This window comes from Guptibacillus algicola, from assembly GCF_020171805.1.
GTDB classification, from domain to species: domain Bacteria; phylum Bacillota; class Bacilli; order Bacillales; family Guptibacillaceae; genus Guptibacillus; species Guptibacillus algicola.
The window spans coordinates 64,190-82,407 of record NZ_JAIVAF010000004.1 but is presented as its reverse complement, the minus strand read 5'-3'; the positions used below and the strand labels follow the sequence as shown (position 1 = coordinate 82,407).

At 41.7% G+C, this 18,218-nt stretch carries 24 protein-coding genes; 21 read left to right on the top strand and 3 right to left on the bottom strand.

Annotation, left to right across the window (positions count from 1 at the left end; genetic code table 11):
- Positions 1–174: 174 nt before the first annotated feature.
- The 13 genes from LCM09_RS14490 (at position 175) to LCM09_RS14430 (ending at position 10,858) form a co-directional block, all read left to right on the top strand.
- On the top strand, positions 175–621 hold the full coding sequence (locus LCM09_RS14490) for a pyridoxamine 5'-phosphate oxidase family protein (protein WP_224883277.1): 447 nt from the start codon (positions 175–177) through the stop codon (positions 619–621).
- 22 nt (positions 622–643) lie between these two features.
- Positions 644–1,570: an alpha/beta hydrolase gene (locus LCM09_RS14485; RefSeq protein WP_224883275.1), complete on the top strand. Its 927-nt coding sequence runs from the start codon at positions 644–646 to the stop codon at positions 1,568–1,570.
- 156 nt (positions 1,571–1,726) lie between these two features.
- Positions 1,727–2,191, top strand: a complete 465-nt coding sequence (locus tag LCM09_RS14480; protein ID WP_224883273.1) for a GNAT family N-acetyltransferase — start codon at positions 1,727–1,729, stop codon at positions 2,189–2,191.
- A gap of 68 nt (positions 2,192–2,259) precedes the next feature.
- Entirely contained in the window at positions 2,260–3,165 is a 906-nt protein-coding gene (locus tag LCM09_RS14475; protein WP_224883271.1) for a phosphotransferase, read from the top strand.
- A 19-nt stretch (positions 3,166–3,184) separates the two neighbouring features.
- Positions 3,185–3,928, top strand: coding sequence for a nucleoside phosphorylase (locus LCM09_RS14470; RefSeq protein ID WP_224883264.1), 744 nt, complete (start codon positions 3,185–3,187; stop codon positions 3,926–3,928).
- A gap of 150 nt (positions 3,929–4,078) precedes the next feature.
- Positions 4,079–5,503, top strand: a complete 1,425-nt coding sequence (locus LCM09_RS14465) for a sodium/glutamate symporter (RefSeq protein ID WP_224883262.1) — start codon at positions 4,079–4,081, stop codon at positions 5,501–5,503.
- 187 nt (positions 5,504–5,690) lie between these two features.
- Positions 5,691–6,014, top strand: a complete 324-nt coding sequence (locus LCM09_RS14460) for a YnfA family protein (RefSeq protein ID WP_404800849.1) — start codon at positions 5,691–5,693, stop codon at positions 6,012–6,014.
- A 146-nt stretch (positions 6,015–6,160) separates the two neighbouring features.
- The gene (locus LCM09_RS14455; RefSeq protein ID WP_224883258.1) at positions 6,161–7,390 is read left to right on the top strand and encodes a dicarboxylate/amino acid:cation symporter; all 1,230 of its coding nucleotides are present in this window, start codon (positions 6,161–6,163) and stop codon (positions 7,388–7,390) included.
- Positions 7,391–7,551: 161 nt separating this feature from the next.
- A complete protein-coding gene (locus LCM09_RS14450) occupies positions 7,552–7,953 on the top strand; it encodes an HIT family protein (RefSeq protein ID WP_404800837.1) in 402 nt (133 codons plus the stop codon).
- A 56-nt stretch (positions 7,954–8,009) separates the two neighbouring features.
- Positions 8,010–9,137, top strand: a complete 1,128-nt coding sequence (locus LCM09_RS20925) for an alpha/beta hydrolase-fold protein (RefSeq protein ID WP_224883256.1) — start codon at positions 8,010–8,012, stop codon at positions 9,135–9,137.
- A 178-nt stretch (positions 9,138–9,315) separates the two neighbouring features.
- Positions 9,316–9,798: a DUF2975 domain-containing protein gene (locus LCM09_RS14440; RefSeq protein WP_224883254.1), complete on the top strand. Its 483-nt coding sequence runs from the start codon at positions 9,316–9,318 to the stop codon at positions 9,796–9,798.
- Between the two features lie 10 nt (positions 9,799–9,808).
- Positions 9,809–10,024, top strand: coding sequence for a helix-turn-helix domain-containing protein (locus LCM09_RS14435; RefSeq protein ID WP_224883252.1), 216 nt, complete (start codon positions 9,809–9,811; stop codon positions 10,022–10,024).
- 3 nt (positions 10,025–10,027) lie between these two features.
- Positions 10,028–10,858 carry a DUF817 domain-containing protein gene (locus LCM09_RS14430; RefSeq protein WP_224883250.1) on the top strand — a complete coding sequence of 277 codons (831 nt, stop codon included), beginning with the start codon at positions 10,028–10,030 and terminating at the stop codon, positions 10,856–10,858.
- 1 nt (position 10,859) lies between these two features.
- Here LCM09_RS14430 and LCM09_RS14425 read toward each other — a convergent pair whose 3' ends face one another.
- The 3 genes from LCM09_RS14425 to LCM09_RS14415 form a co-directional block, all read right to left on the bottom strand.
- Entirely contained in the window at positions 10,860–11,339 is a 480-nt protein-coding gene (locus tag LCM09_RS14425) for a GyrI-like domain-containing protein (protein WP_224883249.1), read from the bottom strand.
- Between the two features lie 117 nt (positions 11,340–11,456).
- Positions 11,457–12,182, bottom strand: a complete 726-nt coding sequence (locus LCM09_RS14420) for a Bax inhibitor-1/YccA family protein (protein WP_224883247.1) — start codon at positions 12,180–12,182, stop codon at positions 11,457–11,459.
- 51 nt (positions 12,183–12,233) lie between these two features.
- The gene (locus LCM09_RS14415) at positions 12,234–12,677 is read right to left on the bottom strand and encodes a GNAT family N-acetyltransferase (RefSeq protein WP_224883245.1); all 444 of its coding nucleotides are present in this window, start codon (positions 12,675–12,677) and stop codon (positions 12,234–12,236) included.
- A gap of 153 nt (positions 12,678–12,830) precedes the next feature.
- Between LCM09_RS14415 and LCM09_RS14410 the strand changes: the two genes are divergently transcribed.
- From LCM09_RS14410 to LCM09_RS14375, 8 genes are all read left to right on the top strand, one after another.
- Positions 12,831–13,307: a DUF4871 domain-containing protein gene (locus LCM09_RS14410; RefSeq protein ID WP_224883237.1), complete on the top strand. Its 477-nt coding sequence runs from the start codon at positions 12,831–12,833 to the stop codon at positions 13,305–13,307.
- A gap of 136 nt (positions 13,308–13,443) precedes the next feature.
- On the top strand, positions 13,444–15,024 hold the full coding sequence (locus LCM09_RS14405; protein ID WP_224883236.1) for a long-chain-fatty-acid--CoA ligase: 1,581 nt from the start codon (positions 13,444–13,446) through the stop codon (positions 15,022–15,024).
- A gap of 111 nt (positions 15,025–15,135) precedes the next feature.
- Positions 15,136–15,327 carry a hypothetical protein gene (locus LCM09_RS14400; RefSeq protein WP_224883234.1) on the top strand — a complete coding sequence of 64 codons (192 nt, stop codon included), beginning with the start codon at positions 15,136–15,138 and terminating at the stop codon, positions 15,325–15,327.
- On the top strand, positions 15,324–15,932 hold the full coding sequence (locus tag LCM09_RS14395; RefSeq protein WP_224883232.1) for a DUF3267 domain-containing protein: 609 nt from the start codon (positions 15,324–15,326) through the stop codon (positions 15,930–15,932). The genes LCM09_RS14400 and LCM09_RS14395 overlap by 4 nt, the downstream gene beginning before the upstream one ends.
- Before the next feature lie 100 nt (positions 15,933–16,032).
- A complete protein-coding gene (locus LCM09_RS14390) occupies positions 16,033–16,449 on the top strand; it encodes a DUF2306 domain-containing protein (RefSeq protein WP_224883889.1) in 417 nt (138 codons plus the stop codon).
- Positions 16,450–16,593: 144 nt separating this feature from the next.
- The gene (locus LCM09_RS14385) at positions 16,594–17,067 is read left to right on the top strand and encodes a divergent PAP2 family protein (RefSeq protein ID WP_224883230.1); all 474 of its coding nucleotides are present in this window, start codon (positions 16,594–16,596) and stop codon (positions 17,065–17,067) included.
- 57 nt (positions 17,068–17,124) lie between these two features.
- Positions 17,125–17,508 carry a VOC family protein gene (locus LCM09_RS14380; RefSeq protein WP_224883229.1) on the top strand — a complete coding sequence of 128 codons (384 nt, stop codon included), beginning with the start codon at positions 17,125–17,127 and terminating at the stop codon, positions 17,506–17,508.
- Between the two features lie 151 nt (positions 17,509–17,659).
- Positions 17,660–18,175 carry a GNAT family N-acetyltransferase gene (locus LCM09_RS14375; RefSeq protein ID WP_224883227.1) on the top strand — a complete coding sequence of 172 codons (516 nt, stop codon included), beginning with the start codon at positions 17,660–17,662 and terminating at the stop codon, positions 18,173–18,175.
- The last annotated feature ends 43 nt before the right edge of the window (positions 18,176–18,218 follow it).

The window sequence follows — 18,218 nt, the reverse complement described above, 5'->3', positions numbered from 1 at the left end:
TTGTTACTCTATGAGAGGTATACGGTTTGTGTAAGATGTCCTAACTTTTAATCAAGTCAGCTAAAATAACTGAATAAATAGAAATCGATATTTAAAAAGGTATTGATCCTCGATAACTAGAAGTTGATGTGAAGGTTAGGGAACTATAATTTATATATTTAAGGATGATACATAATGAAAATAATCAGCGGAAATCGGAGCTTCGATCTTGATGAATTTATGAAGAAGCCATTATTTGCACATCTCTCGACGATGGCAGATGAGGGTCCGAGGGAGTCTCCCGTTTGGTTTTATTGGGAAGATCAGTGCATATGGATTATAGGTACACCACCTTCAGATACATTTCCGAAAAGAATAGAGGAAAATTCGAAATGCGCGATTGGAATCGTAGATTTTGATCGTCGCACTGGTAAAGTATTGCATGCAGGATTTAGAGGATCAGCTACCGTAGAGAAGTTTGATAAAGGAATAGCGACGCGACTTCTGACAAGGTATTTGGGACCGAATGAAGAAGAATGGTCACCTAATTTTCAGGGATTAGGAGACAGTAATGTTTTAATTAAATTTGTACCAGAAACCGTAGTCGTACGAGACCAGTCATATGCTCCGAGTGGAGAGTAATGATGAATTATTGGAGGAACGCATGAAAGAGTTGACATATACACAATTACTGAATAAAACGATCGAAAGATATGAGAACGATGGAAGCTTAGAAGCTTTTCGCTATATTGAGCAGCATGCTGACGAGGTCGATGGAAATCGAACACAGATCTACAATTTTCAATATGCGCTTGCTGCAGCTTCAGATTTGAAAGAAGAAGCATTAGGATTGATGAGGGAAGCTGTTATCGATCACGGTTACTGGTATTCGTATGACTACTTGATGGCAGATGAAGACCTTGATTCGATCAAAGATACAAGCGAGTTCCAAGAACTAGCACAGATTTGTAAGAAGAGAGAAGAAAAAGCGAAAGCGGCGGCAAAGCCTGAATTAAAGATTATTTCGGATTCTGAAGACGGTGTGGAAAAACGATTGCTTATCGCATTGCACGGCGATCAGGAGAACATCGCGTTAACGGAAGAGTATTGGAAGTCCGTCGTGTCAGACGGAATCACACTCGCACTTCCACAGTCTTCTCAAATTCAGTTCTCTGATGCTTACGAATGGGACGATCTCGAAAAAGGATCCGATGAGCTTGTAACTCATATCCAACAATGGCGTGAGGGGTATGATGACATTACAATCGGAGGCTTTTCTGCTGGGTGTCGCGTTGCACTTCATGCTATGGTGAAGAAGGAATTACCAGTTAAAGGGTTTATCTTTGTTGCTCCGTGGTTACCAGAAGTAGAAGAGTGGGAAGAATTGCTCGATAACCTTGATAAGGATATGAAGGGCTACATCATCTGCGGTGAGCAAGATGAGGATTGCTTTGAAGGTGCAAACAGGTTTGGAGAGCTTTTAGTGAAGCGAAACATTCAGCATAAGGTTAAGATTGTATCAGATTTAGATCATGAGTATCCAGTAAACTTTCAAGATATGTTGAAGGAAGCGCTGGATTACATCGGCTAAGGAGGAAACAAAATGATCTCTACTAATTTCATGTGTGTCCCGTGGTTTGCTTAAGTAAACCTGGGCAGTGAGACGAATGATCATCATTTGCGTACAGGTTTACTTTTTGAGGGTAGATATTTATAAGTAAAACACTGCAAATGAGGAGATTAGCTTATGATTACATTGAGAGAAATGACTCAGAAAGACTTTGAAGATTATCTTGCATTTATGATTCCTGATTATTCAAGGGATATTTCAACTAACTTTAATGTTCCACCCAAAAAAGCGTTAGAAGAGTCTCAAACGTTCTTTGAAGAAACCTTTCCAGATGGTGTTGCGACGAAAGGTCACTACTTGTATCTTGTTCATGATGCTATTACTGAATCAAGGGTAGGATTGTTGTGGTTCAATGTGAATGAGGAAACAAGGCATGCGTACCTTTATCATATTTACATCGATGAACAATTTAGAGGTAAAGGATATGGCTCGAAGACGTTAATGAAGTGTGAAGAAGTCGTGAGGGAGATGGGGATCTCTTCTCTCGGTTTAAGTGTTTTTGGGAATAATGATCGAGCGATCCAGCTTTATCAGAAGAATGGCTATCAACCTTCTTCGATTTCGATGAAGAAGAATTTATGAAGAATAAGATGAAGCTGCTTGAGCAGCTTCATTTTCCTTTAATCTTGAACATCTAAAGGGGTGAAGCGATGAACACGCCAAATGCTTGGACGGAATATATTCATCTTGTTCCAGCTCTGAAGAATGCCGTTGTTTGGAAGTCTTTGCGACAGTGGTCACTATCAGAAGTTTGGAGAGTAACGATGCCAGGTGGAAACACGATGATTGCGAAGAAAGGAATGGGAGAAAATTCGCGTGAGGCATCCGTTTACGAACATCTACTTCGTCCGTTAAAAGTCGACTCACCTATCATTTACAACGCGATTTCAGAAGGTTCTGTAGGAATCTTATTGATGGAAGATGTAAAAGGGAAAAGTGTTGAGGAGCATCCTGAAGAGCTTTATTTTATTGAAGCAGCCAGAAAGTTAGCTGCTATGAGATCCGAGGTTCGATCAAGACTTGCGAATAAGGGTTCTACGATCAAAGATGTCTTTTATTTGAAAAAGGATAAATTGATCAACGATTTATTCTATATCAAGAAGCAACATCATGTATTAGAAATTAACCAGGACGTCATTCTTCAACATGCCTTAGACATTCTTCCAAAGCAGTTGGAAGAGCTGTATAAACGCTTCCCAGTCACGATTACTCACAATGATTTCTATCCAAAAAACATGGTGAGAGTCAATAAGCAGGTAACGATCATCGACTGGGCGAATGCGAACCTGAGTCCACACCTTGGAGATTTGTATTGTCTCATTTCTTCTGCTGAAGACTATGGTGTGAGCGCGAAAAAGCTGACAGATGCGTATCGAAATGAGGTTGAAGAAGAGCTCTCGGTTGATTTAGAATGGCAAATTACGATGGGCGGAATTTGCTGGACGATCTACATGGTTCGGTGGCTAATCGATCATGGTGCAGAAGCTATTCCGGAATCGAAAGAATGGATTCCAGGTATGGTAACTGAACTGGATCGTTTGCTGCATTCATTATAGTGACGGCTTGGAGGTACTTATGAAATTATACGGAGACTTTGAAAAAGCGGATTGGTTGGAAGCGATGAACATCAAGGCGGAAGATGTGCCATATGCCTTTATCCTTCACGGCGAATGGGAACATGAATGGAATCTATCAAGTTGGAAAGAGCTTCTTCAACAAGAGCAGTGGCTACCAGACTGGAATTCAATCGTTGGCACATACCGTGATTGGCGGATAGGATTCGCAAATGTGTTTGGAGGACCTATTGCGGCTTCAGTTGCACATCGATTTGCTGTTTTAGGAACACACTCATTCATCCAAACGGGTTACTTTGGTGGGTTGTCTCACAATGTCAGCTACGGCGATATCTTTATTGCAACGTCAGCCGTGATGGAAGATGGGGTTTCACACTGGTATTTGCCTAATCAGCAAACGGTCGAAGCGGATGAAGGTCTCGTACAAGAAGCGATTCGGTACTGTGAAGAAAAGAACTACTCTTATGTAACAGGAAGCATCTTTACTACGGGAGCGATCCACGCGGAAACAAGCGAGCTTGTAGAGGAGTGGTCTGACGAAGGTCACATCGGTGTGGATATGGAAACTGCAACAACGTTTGCGGTCGCGAAGAAATTCAACCGGAAAGCGATCAGTCTCCTTAATCTATCGGATCATATTATCAAGGGAGATACATTTTATACAGATAACGAAGAGAGAGATAAGTTAGAAGAGCAAACGGATGAAAGAATCAAAGAAGTAGCTCTGCACCTATCAAAATTCTAGAGTAGACTTTTCAATTGGAGAAAATTGAAAAGTCTTTTTTTTTGAAAATACGTTTAATGACTTTTTTTACGAGGAAGAAAAAATAGTGGTTGTTAGTACGAGAAATATTTTCGAAACAGCTAGAATCTTGATGTAACGAGGTGGTTCATTTTGAGTCCGGAGCAAATAGGGTTTGCGCTATTATATATAGGTGTCTTTCTTCTAATCGGAAAACTCATACGTGTTAAAGTGAAAATTTTGCAAGATCTCTTTTTACCAGCATCCATTATCGGTGGCTTTATCGCTCTACTATTAGGGCCACAGGTGCTTGGTAAGTTAGTTGGTCCATTCGTTTCTGAAGGACACTTCTTAAACAATGGCATCATGACAGATACGATTATTGAAGTGTGGGCTGCACTTCCTGGTCTGATGATCAACGTCGTGTTCGCTTCTTTATTCCTTGGCGCTGCAATGCCAAAGCTTAAAGATGTGTGGACATACGGTGGACCTCAGTTAGCTTTCGGTTGGGCGATCGGCTGGGGACAATATGTGATCGGTTTATTAGTCGTTTTACTCATTCTCACTCCATTCTTCGATATTCCAGCGATGGCTGGTGCGCTCATCGAAGTTGCCTTCGAGGGAGGCCACGGAACAGCGGCCGGAATGGCTAGCACGTTCGAAGAGCTTGGTTTTTCTGAAGCGTTCGATCTTGCGATTGGACTCGCAACAGTCGGTGTGTTATCAGGTGTTATCTTCGGAATTATCCTGATTAACTGGGCAGTAAGAAATAACAAAACAGAAGTGATTAAAGATGTGGATGGTTTCTCTGATCTTCGTAAAAGTGGGATTATGGAATATCAAAACAGAGAACCAGCTGGAAAAATGACGCTACGTCCGGAGTCGATCGAGCCGTTATCGTTCCATCTAGCGATTATCATGTTAGCGATCTTAATAGGTTGGGGGATTCTACAAGGATTGATTGGACTTGAAGCGATTACGATTTCTCAGTGGACTGGTTCAAGCTTCATGAAGTATATCCCACTATTCCCAATCGCAATGTTCGGCGGAATTATTCTGCAGATCTTCTTTAATAAAAACGATAGGTACAATCTGGTTGATCGCCGCATGATCAATCGTATTCAGGGGCTTGCGTTAGACCTCTTGATTATTTCAGCGATCGCAACAGTTTCTCTTGAAGTAATCGGTGACTATCTCGTACCATTCTTGATTCTAGCTGTAGCGGGAATCTCCTGGAACTTGTTTGGGTTCCTATTCCTTGCACCGAAGATCATTCCAAACTATTGGTTTGAACGAGGAATCGGTGACTTTGGTCAATCGATGGGTGTAACTGCAACGGGTCTTCTCTTGATGCGAATCGTTGACCCAGATAACGAATCACCTGCGTTTGAAGCGTTCGGTTACAAACAGCTCGTTTATGAACCGTTCCTTGGTGGTGGTCTCGTCACGGCACTCTCCGTTCCATTCATAGCTGGAGTTGGACCGTGGGCAGGACTTATCCTCGCGCTGTGTATGACTCTGCTCGGTATCTTTTCAGGAATCTTTTATTTCGGGAGAGGAAAGCATAAAGAAGGATGATCGAAGTAGTAAAGGAAGCTGTCTCAGCATGAGGCAGCTTTCTTTTTACATACGGAGCCATTTAGAGGAAGGTTAATTCTATTAGAAAACCTATAAATTGATAAGTAGCCTTATTAAAAGCTAGAATGCTTATAAAGTGTTTAAGAGGTGATACTAGGTCAATAAGGAGCGAGGAGTGATTCATGTGATCAGTGCACTACTATTATTCATCCTTGCAGGCATTGCTGAAATTGGCGGAGGCTATTTGATCTGGCTGTGGTTAAGGGAAGGACAGCCTTCGTACTTTGGGTTACTCGGTGGAATTGCTTTGGCCCTGTATGGTGTTATTGCTACGTTTCAAACGTTTCCGTCATTCGGACGAGTCTATGCAGCGTATGGCGGAGTGTTCATCATTCTCTCCGTACTATGGGGGTGGGGCGTGGATCAGAAGACGCCTGATGTTTATGATTGGCTTGGTGCAGGTATTTGTTTAATAGGGGTATCTGTGATGTTGTTTGGTCCGAGAGGATAATAGGGTAGAGAATGAAGAATCTGCTAGCACAGGTTCTTTTTGTTTTACAAGCCTAACCCATTGACTTTCAATAAAATGTAAGGTATCTTTATTCCCTAGTAAATTCATAGGACTAATGATAGATTGGTTGCAAGGGGAGAAAGGGAATGAAAAAATTACTTCGAGGCTATCTTGATGCCTCATTAATACTAAAGATTACAATTGCACTTATATTAGGGATTATCGTTGGATTCGTTTTTGGTGAGGACGCTTCTTTTCTTGCTCCGTTCGGAGATTTATTACTTAATCTTCTGAAGTTCCTCATCATCCCACTCGTTCTCTTCACCTTAATCGTGGGTGTAAACCAAACGAAACTCGGTGATTTAGGTCGTAAAGGTGGAAAGGTGTTTAGCTACTATGTGATCTCTAGTGCGGTTGCCATGATCGTCGGAATTACAATCGCGAGCCTCTTTAATCCAGGCGAAGGGTTAAGCCTTAATCCGAACGAAAGTGTTGAGGTGCCAGAGAATCCTGGCGTTGTGAGCGTTCTACTCAACATCGTGCCGACGAATATCGTGAATGCGTTCAGTGAAATGAATCTGCTTGGCATCATCTTCACCGCACTTGTATTCGGAATTGCGATAGCTGCACTTAGAAGCAGTGAAGAAACAGCTGAGTTAGGTGAGCACGTATATAAGCTTGTCGAAGGATTAAATGAAGCGACTTTTAAGATTATGAATGTTGTACTTCAGTACGTCCCGATCGGGATCTTCGCCATTATTGCTAAGACGATTGGAAATCAAGGGCTCGATACGATTCTGTCGCTTGGAAACATGATAGTAGTCTTATACATTGCACTCGGTGTTCAGGTCGGAATTTATCTTATTGCGCTCCTATTCTTCAAAGTGAAGCCTGGTGAGTTCTTCTCGAAAGCTCGTACCCCAATGATTACAGCTTTTGTTACGCAGAGTAGTTCGGGAACGCTACCTGTCACGCTAAATGCGGCAAGAGGACTCCGCCTTTCAAAGAGTTTGTATAGCTTCAGCCTACCGCTAGGTGCCACGATCAACATGGATGGAGCGGCAATACGAATTGCGGTATCCGCCGTGTTTGCTGCTAATGTTGTCGGTACACCGCTTAGCTTTCCAGATATGCTAGCGATCGTTCTCGTTGGAACACTCGCTTCAATTGGAACGGCCGGTGTCCCTGGTGCAGGGATCATCATGATCGCAACCGTCTTCTCTCAAGTTGGATTGCCGATGGAAACAGTGGCGTTACTAACGGCTGTCGATGCGCTTGTTGGAATGGGAGCAACAGCCCTTAACGTTACAGGAGACCTTGTTGGTTCTACCGTGATTGATCGTACAGAAAAGAAGAATGAAGTAGAAAGTGCTTGATCAAAAGAAAGACCAGGGAAATCTTCGGATAATCCTGGTCTTTTTAATGATTGCAGACATTTGAGTGGATTGTTACACGATACCTATAATAGGAGCTATCAAGTTATTTTAGAGGGTTTTTATTATAGACTATCGAATTTTTTAAGTGGAGGGGGATGCTGATGTACAAAAAAGATTGTCCATTTTGCAATCCATATAGCGATGTAAATCAAACGATCGTGTATGAAACAGAAACATGTTATTTTCTTCAGCATGATCAAGAGCAAAAAGTGTTGAAGGGTTCTGGTGTGATTGTCCCTAAAAAGCATAGAAGTGACCCTTTTGATTTAACAGAAGAGGAATGGCTTGATACATATGCGCTCTTAAACAGAGCGAAAGCCTACCTCGATGAGCGTTTTTCACCTGATGGCTATTCTGTTGGCTGGAATGTTGGCGAGGTGTCAGGTCAATTTATTCCACATAGTCACCTACATGTAATCCCAAGGCACATGGATGAGCCACTTGCCGGGAAAGGGATTCGTTATTGGTTGAAGCAAGATGAGAATAAACGGAAGAGAAAATAAATACGCGCCCCGCACCCTTTAGTTTAGGGTGCGGGTGACGAGCATGGGGGAATGTTGTGAACATAAAAGAAATAAAAAGTCCTTTTATCGATGAAACCAATGTCCAAAATGTTAAGTTACTCGATACACCAATAATTCATAGCGTAGATGAAGGGATTGAAGTTCATTTTATATATATCGGGGATGACAACACAACATCAGTGCACGTATTAGGTAGTTTTCCAGGTTGGGAGTTACAGAAAGGTGAAATGGAGAGAGTGAAAGATAGTGAGATCTGGGTGAAATCTTTTCTTATAGATAGCCCTTTTGCAAGCACGTATTATTTTTCGATAAATGATGAATATGGAGACGACTGGGGAGAAAGGTTTAAACACTTGAAGAGTGACCCGTTAAACCGTAAGAAAATGGTGTTTTCTGAATCACGCGGTGGTAGACCTACAGAGACATCTTATGTAGAGGCCGATGAGCGCCTTTCCTCAATGGAATTACCTACTAAGAATCCCAACCTATACAAAGAAGTGTTCAAAAGTGAGTTATTACATAATGAAAGAGATCTCTGGATCTATGATCCGGTTGAATCGAATGATACCAAGAAGAATGTATTGGTTTTGTTCGACGGTTTTCAATATACCGAGGCTATCCCAGTTCCTACTATGATCGATCGTTTGTATGAAGAAGGCAAAATCCCTCCAACGGTCATGATCGGAGTGGATAGTCCTGATCGTTTTACTGAATATAATGGGAATGAGCGGTTCACTCAGTTTCTATCAGATGAGTTATTACCTTGGATACATAGCCGGTTCAAAGTGAGTCAAAGTCCAAACGATATCGTGTTATGCGGAGCGAGTTTAGGTGGATTGGTGGCATTTTATAGTGCGTTAACGCGTTCAGATCTTTTTAGTAATGTCATATCTCAATCAGGTTCATTCAATCACAAGAAGATAATTGATGAGTATTGGTCTGTACAATACATAGATACGGAGCCGAAGCATCCTGTACGAATCTATATGAATGCAGGACGGTTAGAAATGGAAGCATTACAAGCAGCCAATAAGCAAACCCATCACACACTTGTGAAAAATGGCTATGACGTTACGTATGAAGTGTTTAATGGAGGACATGATGTGCTTTGGTGGCGTGAAACGTTTCTTAGGGGACTCGAATCAATATTCAGCGATAAATGAGAGGTAAGGAAAGGCTTATTCCATATGGAATGAGCTTTTTTTTATGTTAAAAAAGTTTGAGGTTTAAGTGGTTTCGAATACATTAACAATAAATACATACTATTAAATAATAATTATTTATTGAAAAACGATAAATAGTGAGTTATATTCACATTAACAAACAAGCGAGGTGTATCGAATGAAACTGGGTTCAACAAATTTTTTGAGGGTAGTTGTTTATTTTATAGGAGTCGCTGTACTAGCACTTTGTATTTTTGCGCTTCCATCGATCGCTACTGAAGCAAAACGAAGTCAAACAGATATGGTTTCTTTTCTCTACCCATTATTCATAGGGATGTATGTGGCTGCTATTCCATTCTTTATCGCACTGTATCAGGCTCTAAAACTTTTAAGCTATATCGATAAAGATGATGCTTTCTCTCATTCTTCAGTAAAAGCATTAAGAATGATTAAGTTTTGCGCAGCTACAATCAGTGTGGTGTATATATTCGTTATGCCATTCTTTTATTTTGTAGGACAGATGGAGGATGCGCCTGGTGTCATCGTAATCGGGATGATCATCGTCTTTGCTTCTCTTGTAATCGCGGTTTTTGCGGCAGTTCTACAGAAGTTATTAAAGAGTGCGATTGAAATCAAATCAGAAAATGATTTAACGGTATGAGGTGAATAACATGGCGATTATCATCAACATAGATGTGATGTTAGCGAAAAGGAAAATGAGTGTAACCGAACTTTCAGAAAAGGTTGGGATTACGATGGCTAACCTTTCGATCTTGAAGAATGGAAAAGCGAAAGCAGTTCGATTTTCTACACTTGAGGCGATTTGTGAAGCATTAGAATGCCAACCTGGTGATATTTTGGAATATAAAAATGAGAAAGACGCTTAGGAGATGAGGAGAACACTTAAACAACTTGTTCGTTTCGGGTGGGAGCAAGCTCTATCCTGTTTGTTCCCAGTTGTGATCTTTGCCTCCTTAGCGATAACGAAATTCGTGCCTCTTCCACTCTTACCAAGGTATGACTGGCTCCTTCTCATCTGTCTCCTAATGCAGTGGTGGATGATTCGCTCAGGACTTGAAACACGAGATGAATTGAAAGTCATCTCGTTGTTTCACCTCATCGGTCTTGCGTTAGAACTCTTCAAAGTGCACATGGGATCATGGTCTTATCCAGCGGAAGGCTATTCCAAAATCTTTGGAGTGCCTTTGTATAGCGGGTTTATGTATGCAAGTGTGGCGAGTTATCTTTGCCAGGCGTGGAGAAGACTTAGGGTAGAACTAGTCAAGTGGCCATCATTTTGGGTAGTCGTTCCGCTTTCGGCAGCAATCTATTTGAATTTCTTCACTCATCACTTTTGGATTGATGTACGTTGGTGGTTATCAGCGCTTGTCATCATTGTCTTTTTTCAATCATGGGTCAGATACGAAGTTGGAGGGAAGAAATATCGAATGCCGATCGCTCTTTCTTTCGTACTTATCGGCTACTTTATTTGGATCGCCGAAAACATCGCTACTTTTTTTAATGCATGGGAATATCCCAATCAAAGAGATGCCTGGAGTCTCGTACATCTAGGAAAAGTCAGTTCATGGCTGTTATTAGTAATCGTGAGCTTTATGATCGTGGCGACGTTGAAGCAGGTGAAGGGGAGAGATTCCACTCAGCCAACAGTCGCTCACGCTACGGCCCATGTTCATTCCTCAGTGGCAAAAAATCGTGGATAACTTAATTTTCTTTAAGGGGGACCATGAAATAGAGTGACGTGTGTTCGTCCTCATGATTAAAAGATTCAGGATAATATTCCAAGCAATACGAAAGGTCTGCATTAATTTCTGAATGCGATTCGTTTCGTACAAAATCATAAACAGACCGAATATCACGATCTTTGTGACGAAAACTGATTTCAAACGATAAGTATGGTCCTTTTGGAATGACGATTTTCTCAAAACCGCTCGTTTCACCGAATTCTGTTACTTCACATGCTGCGGTGTACTCATAATTGGAATTGAGTGTACGCTTCATATAGCCGATTGCTTCTTCCTTCTGAACAAGGTGACTCACATGACGATTCATGAACTGTTCTGAGAATGTTATCCAGAAGGAGGGTAGATCGACTTCATCTAAACGTTGAGAGGATAATAAACTGGGGTATTTAAGCCCCACAAAATATCGGTCTGTATTAAATTCAATTTGTTTGTATTTCATTATTTAGCCTCCTGAAAAATAGAGTATTCTTCTCCATCTTATCAAAACGGTCGTTGGCATTGGCTTTAATGATGTTTGATAAGAAAAACGCCCTGCAATCCGCAGGGCATTCTTGTTCTATCTTCGTATTTTCTGAAGAAGTCTCAGAATCTCGATATAAAGCCACACTAGAGTGACCATAAGACCAAATGCACCGTACCATTCGAGGTATTTAGGTGCGCGTGCATCGACGCCTCTTTCGATAAAGTCAAAGTCTAATACAAGGTTGAGCGCCGCGATCGCAACGATGAATACAGAGATACCGATTCCGATCACGCCGTTTGAATGCAAGTATGGCACTGTCATGGTTGTAAACATATTCAGAACAAAATCAAGTAAATAAACAACAAAGATCGCGAGTGTCGCAGAGACGACCATCAATCGGAAGTTCTTCGTTACTTTAATAATCCTTGCTGCATAGAGGAACAACAGGACACCCATGACAGAAAACGTTAGCGCTGCAGCCTGGATAACGATACCAGGAAACTGGCTTTCAAGGATCGCTGATATCCCACCTATTGCGAATCCTTCTAGTGCTGCGTAGATGGGAGCGGTAATCGGTGCCGCTTTCTTTACAAAGACCGTTATGAGAGCCACCACGAGCGCTCCGATTCCTCCGATCATCATCATTGCTATGATGTCTTCACCTTGAGAAAAGCGATACCAGGTGTAGACGGCAGTTCCAAGTAGAAAGAGAAAGAGTACAAACGTCTTTCCAACAGTTCCACCGAGCGTCATCGTATCTCCTTGTTCACCTGTGTTCTGAAAGATGTCGTTCTTTAATACAGGATTTCCGCTTCTCATTCTAGCCTTCCTTTCTTTAGACGAGCTTTTATTGTATTACGTAATTAGTAGTTAAAATGTTTCAGATAGTGCTTTTTTCATAAGGATATGGGGGATGCCGTCCTCCATAAACACGTCAGAAACCGTCTTGTACCCAAGCTTATGATAAAACGTTTCAGCTTGAACTTGACCATGAAGCTTAACGTTTGTAATCCCTTGCTTTGCGGCAAGGTCTTCAAGTTTGTGAACGATCTTATTCCCAATGCCTTGCTTACGGTGGGAGGGAAGGATGCAAATACGCTCAAGTTTCCCATAGCCATCATGAATGCGCCACCTGCCTGTTCCGACTGCACGTTCTCCGTCTAAGATAAGGATATGCTCGGCCTCAGCATGTAGACTGTCGAATGCGTCGTATTCTTCATCTTCGGGAGTCCCCTGTTCGTCGATAAATACGGTCTTTCTTATCTCAAAAGCCTGCTTTAACTGCTCTTCTGATTGTATTCGAATTGCTTTCATTCATTTGTCCCCTCTCCTCTTCCTATCAAAAGTATAATGAAAATCTACACAAGAAGAAAATAAAATGGATGGGCATGGAAGGTTTTGGATGATGAGTAGTAGAAGATGAAGGAATAGGTCGAAGATTGAACGTTTCGAGAGGTGTGAAGTAATATGAGAAGATTGATGTTGATGATTGGGTTATTTTTCGTTTTCCTAATAGGATGTACGTCTAATGAAGAAGTCGTGACAATCCCAGATGGTGCTCCGGAATATGTACAGGAAGAAGATATTAATGAAATTGAGTGGGAAAATAAAGCCGAGCCGTTTGGTGATGGAAACATGGTCGGCAATGAAGGGAAGTCTGGGGTAATTGGGATGGACCAACCTAGTTTAGAAGGTCAAAAATGGATGTGGCACCTATGGGGAGTGGAGGAAGCTGAGTTAACCGTTGTCGGCTACCACCGTGAGAGCGGTACTGTCCACCAGATTCTAAATGAAGCGTGGACAATTCCTGTAATGGGAGAGAACAATGGTGCGGATTCGCATGCACCGTCATCTGTTAAAGTCCCGAAAAAGGGCGAGTGGGCAATGCTGTTATACACGGATGATACGTTGTTCGATACACTTGTTTACGAGATTGACGAATAGTAGGGAAAGCGGCTTTTTAAAAGCCGCTTTTTCGTTGTTATAGTTTCTGTTTTCCTTTTTATGGTTGATATAGTACAGTTGAATTATTAGAATAGTATGTAAACGCTTTAAATTCTCATAAGGGAGAGTGGATGTGTTGAACGTACCGTTAGTGTTAACTGACTTTCTTGATCGAGCTGTCGACTTGTATGGAGAAAAGCCCGCGATTATTGATGATGAGCGGGTATTAACGTATAAACAGTTGAACAGCCGAGTGAACCAGCTCTCACGTGGACTCCAAGCACTTGGGATTGAGAAGGGTGATAAGGTAGCATACCTTGCACCAAACACGACTGAAATGCTAGAAGGGTTTTATGGTGTGTTTCAAGTCGGAGCGATCATGACACCATTGAACACACGTCTCAAACCGACTGATTATCAATTCATTCTAGAACATAGTGAAAGTAAAGTTCTCTTTGTAGATGAAGAGCTGTTTCCCCTTGTTGAAAATGTGCTACCACTTCTTACAAACCTTAAACATGTGTTTGTTCATGGAAATGAGCAGGATGGTGGGCGGGCCTATGAGCCTTGGCTCAAGACGTTTTCAGATGAAGGTTTCGAACGGACCCAACTAGAGGAAGATGATATCGCATCGTTGTTATACACGAGCGGGACAACGGGGGATCCGAAGGGAGTCTTGTTGAGTCATCGTTCGAATTATTTGCATGCACTCTCCACCATGCATCATCTCCGTGTTAGTGATCAAGATACGCTTCTTCACGTACTACCGATGTTTCATGTGAATGGCTGGGGTTCACCTTTTTACTATACGGCAAACGGCGCAACACAGGTGATGTTAAGGAAAACAGAGCCTTCTCTCATTTTAGATAAAATCAAGAAGCATGGTGTTTCGATACTACATATGGCTCCAACTGTGTTAAATATGGTGATCGAAGCGTTTGAGGAAGAAAAGCCTGAAATCGATCAAGACGTCCGAGTGGTCATCGCAGGATCAGCACCACCTCCAGCCTTTGTGAGAAAAGTAGAAGAAGGTCTCGGCTGGAAGTTCACCCAGGTGTACGGCATGACTGAAATTTCGCCGCTCATTACTACGTCCGAATTGCGTTCGATGGATATCAATCGACCGGCAGAAGAACGGTACCGTCTACAAGCAAAAGCGGGATACGCTATGATCGGAAGCAAAGTAAAAGTCTTTGATGAACTTGGCGATGAAGTGCCACATGATGGAAAATCAATCGGTGAGATTGTTACGCGTACGAACGGTGTCATGGAAGGCTATTATAAAAATCCAGAAGCAACGAATGCGACAATCCGTGATGGGTGGCTTTATACAGGAGACATGGCGGTCGTGGATGAAGGTGGGAATATCGAGATCGTCGATCGGAAAAAAGACGTGATCATTAGCGGTGGTGAAAACATTTCTTCTATTGAAGTAGAAGCAACGCTGTATGAACATCCTTCTATACTAGAAGCAGCTGTTGTATCAAAACCAGATGAAAAATGGGGAGAGAGTCCGCATGCGGTTGTCGTTCTCCGTGAAGGTGAAACATTGACGGAAGATGAGCTCATCGCATTTTGCCGTGAAAAGCTCGCTCATTTCAAAGCACCGAAAAGTGTGTCGTTCATCGACGAACTTCCAAAAACAGCATCAGGAAAGATCCAAAAGGTCGTAATTCGAAAATCGTTCTGGAAGGATAAGAATCGACTAGTAAACTAAGTAGCAAGGCATTTCCTATTGGGGAATGTCTTTTTTTGTACCAAAAAAAGGAATTTAGATGTTTGAATCGAAAGCATGTAGTGGCATCTTAGAAAGAAAGGGGTAAGCATTATGAAACGAGTCTCTATATTAGGGAAGGTAAACTTATTTCTTGGACTAGTATTTCTTTTGACAGGTCTTACGTTAGTTTACTTAGATCGTGCAACAACGTCGATTATTATTGCATTCGTAGCACTTGGGATCGCTCTGATTCTATCATCGGCGTTTTTGAGAAAAGGAGTAGGCAATGAGAGGGTACGATGAAGATTCAGAGTAAAGTTCCTAAGGGCGATGATCATGTTCATAACGAATTAGTAACGTCAGGATGGACTCCGTTAAAAGAACCGCGGAATACTACTCAAGCGATTCTGTTCTCGATTCCCATCATGATCATGACGGCATTGTTGAGTGCGCTTGTCATCATGGCCGTTTCTTCGCTCTCGTTACGAGAGTTCGGGATCACTTTAAGCTCCATCACTTTTACTATTCACACAGGTTTTCTAATCGGTATCGTGCTACTTTTGATCATTCATGAGCTCCTTCATTTAGTGTTCATCCCAAACTTTATGAAATCAGATAAAACCATTGTTGGGGTAACAGCGTTTGGAGGATTTGTTGTAAGTGAAGAACGTATATCAAAAGGCCGGTACATCCTGATTACAGTGGCACCTTTTATCATTCTATCCATTCTCCTGCCACTTGTCCTTAGTGGGCTAGGCTTGTTGACGACAACGCTTAAAGTCTTGATTCTACTGAATGCTGCCGCATCTTCAGTGGATATATTAAGCTTCATACTCCTTGTGAAACAAGTCCCAAACCAATCGACTATCGTAAATAACGGAATGAGAACATATTGGCTAAGAGCGTGAGGAATGAAATTGAAAAGAGTGGAGAGGGTTTTTAGTGGGATTTTTGTTAGTTATACATATTATAGCTGGATCGATTTGTTTGATCAGCGGTGTGTTTGCGATGGCGTTCAAGAAACGAAAGGGTAAGCACACGAATGTTGGTCAACTCTATCATGCGTCATACGTGGCTGTGTTTATTACAGCTGTACTCATGGCGATCATTCACTGGAAAGAAAGTCAGTATCTTTTTTATATCGCATTGTTTTCATATGGGCTTGCTTTGCTAGGGTTCCTATCTGTGAAAAAGAAAAAGTCAAAGAAATGGTTAACGCTTCACATTGGCGGAATGCTAGGATCCTATATTGGTATCATAACGGCGACTTTAGTCGTAAATGTGTCTAAGATCCCAGTTCTGAACGAGCTTCCGACCATCTACTACTGGTTTCTCCCAACCATCATCGGTACGCCTATCATCCGAGTAGTTGGGCAGAAATATAAAATAAAGAAACCTTCAAAGAAAGTTGTGAAGGCAGGGTAGTGGCCCGGGTAATGACCCATTTTGTATGAACATACTTATGAACATCACGACTAATTGTTAAGGAATCTCGAATCTATCGAATAAAACCATTCTACTTAGGGTATTGGGAATAAAAGAATGATAGCTTAAGTGGAGGTTGAAAAGATGCAGAAAATGAATCGAGGAATTTTAACAGCGGTATCCTCAATTGCGATTGCACAAGGATTGAAGATCCTTACGTACAAACGGTTAACGGGCGAGTGGGATGTGAAACAAGTTGCAACGACTGGTGGAATGCCAAGCTCTCACTCAGCAGGGGTGTCGGCGCTCGCGACGTATATCGCTTCGAACAAAGGGTCGCGTCATACAGAAACAGCCCTAGCAGCCATTTTTGGTGTGATCGTCATGTATGATGCTCAAGGAATTCGCCGTCATACGGGTGAGATTGCTCAGCTTGTTAATGATCTCGAAGATAACATTGCTGAAATATCAAGTTCAGGTCAATTTGCTAGTTTTGAATTTGTTGAAAGGGAGAAGGAATTGAAAGAGCTTCTAGGACATCAACCTGTTGAGGTTCTTGGCGGTGCCATCCTTGGTGCAGCGTTAGGTTTCTTTTCTGCAAAGTTAGAGAATAAATAGGTGAGAAAGACGCTTACCGAGGGTAGGCGTCCCTGTTTTCCCATCGACACAAGGAGGATGAATGATATGATCAGTCCGATCGCAAACAAAGTACATACGATTTTTGTTCATGTCACTGATTTAGAAAGCTCTGTGTTGTGGTATACGAAGCTACTCAGTCAAGAGGTCGATTTAGAAGAAGTAAGAAAGCCTGTCTATAACCTAAAGATCAATCATCATACTGGAGTTGTACTCGATGCTGGACCTGAAGGAGAAACGAAACAGGTCGATCCTTCGAAGCATCCTATCTTTAATTTCCATACTGATGATATTCAACAGGCGTATTCATTCGTAAAAGAACTCGGGTATAAAATTGATTCTGAGCCTATTCATTTCGATGATTTTTCCTTTTTCACAGTTGAAGATCCTGATGGAAACGTTGTGATGATTTGTACGGGATAAAGGATCAAATAGTTGAATAAGACAAGGGAACTTCAGCCTCATGGAGTTCCCTTTTTAGTTCACTATTGCATTTCTCTTCTTACAAACATGATTTTAATCGAACGAGGCATAGTATAAAGAAAGACTTTTCCTCTCAAAAGGAAGTGAAGACATGAAGAAAATCATTCTTACAACAGATCGACTCGTTCTGAGAGAAATGTACCGTGATGATGTCGAATCTCTCTTGGAAATGTTTCAGGATCCTGACGTGATGAGGTATTATAAAGGATTGAAAAATCGTGAAGAAACCATAAAGTGGATTGAATGGACACGAGAGAATTATGGTAAGTATGGTGTTGGGCTTTGGATCGTTGAAGAAAAGGGTACCGGTGATTGCCTAGGACAATGTGGTCTTGTACTACAAAAAGTTGAAGGAAACATGGAAGTTGAAATCGGTTATCTATTTATGAAAAGGTATTGGGGAAAAGGCTATGCTATAGAAGCTGCACAAGCTTGTAAAACTTACTGGTTTCAGAACATGAAAGGCGATCGGCTTATCTCTCTGATCGATCCACTCAACGATCGTTCTGTGAAAGTTGCAAGGGGTCTCGGGATGAATCATGAAAAACGAGTGATGAAATGGGAGAAGAAATTGGATGTTTACGCCTGTTATCGAAAATATGCTTAAATTGGTTTAAATGGTAAGTGCTGTATGAAAGGGGATTCTTTTG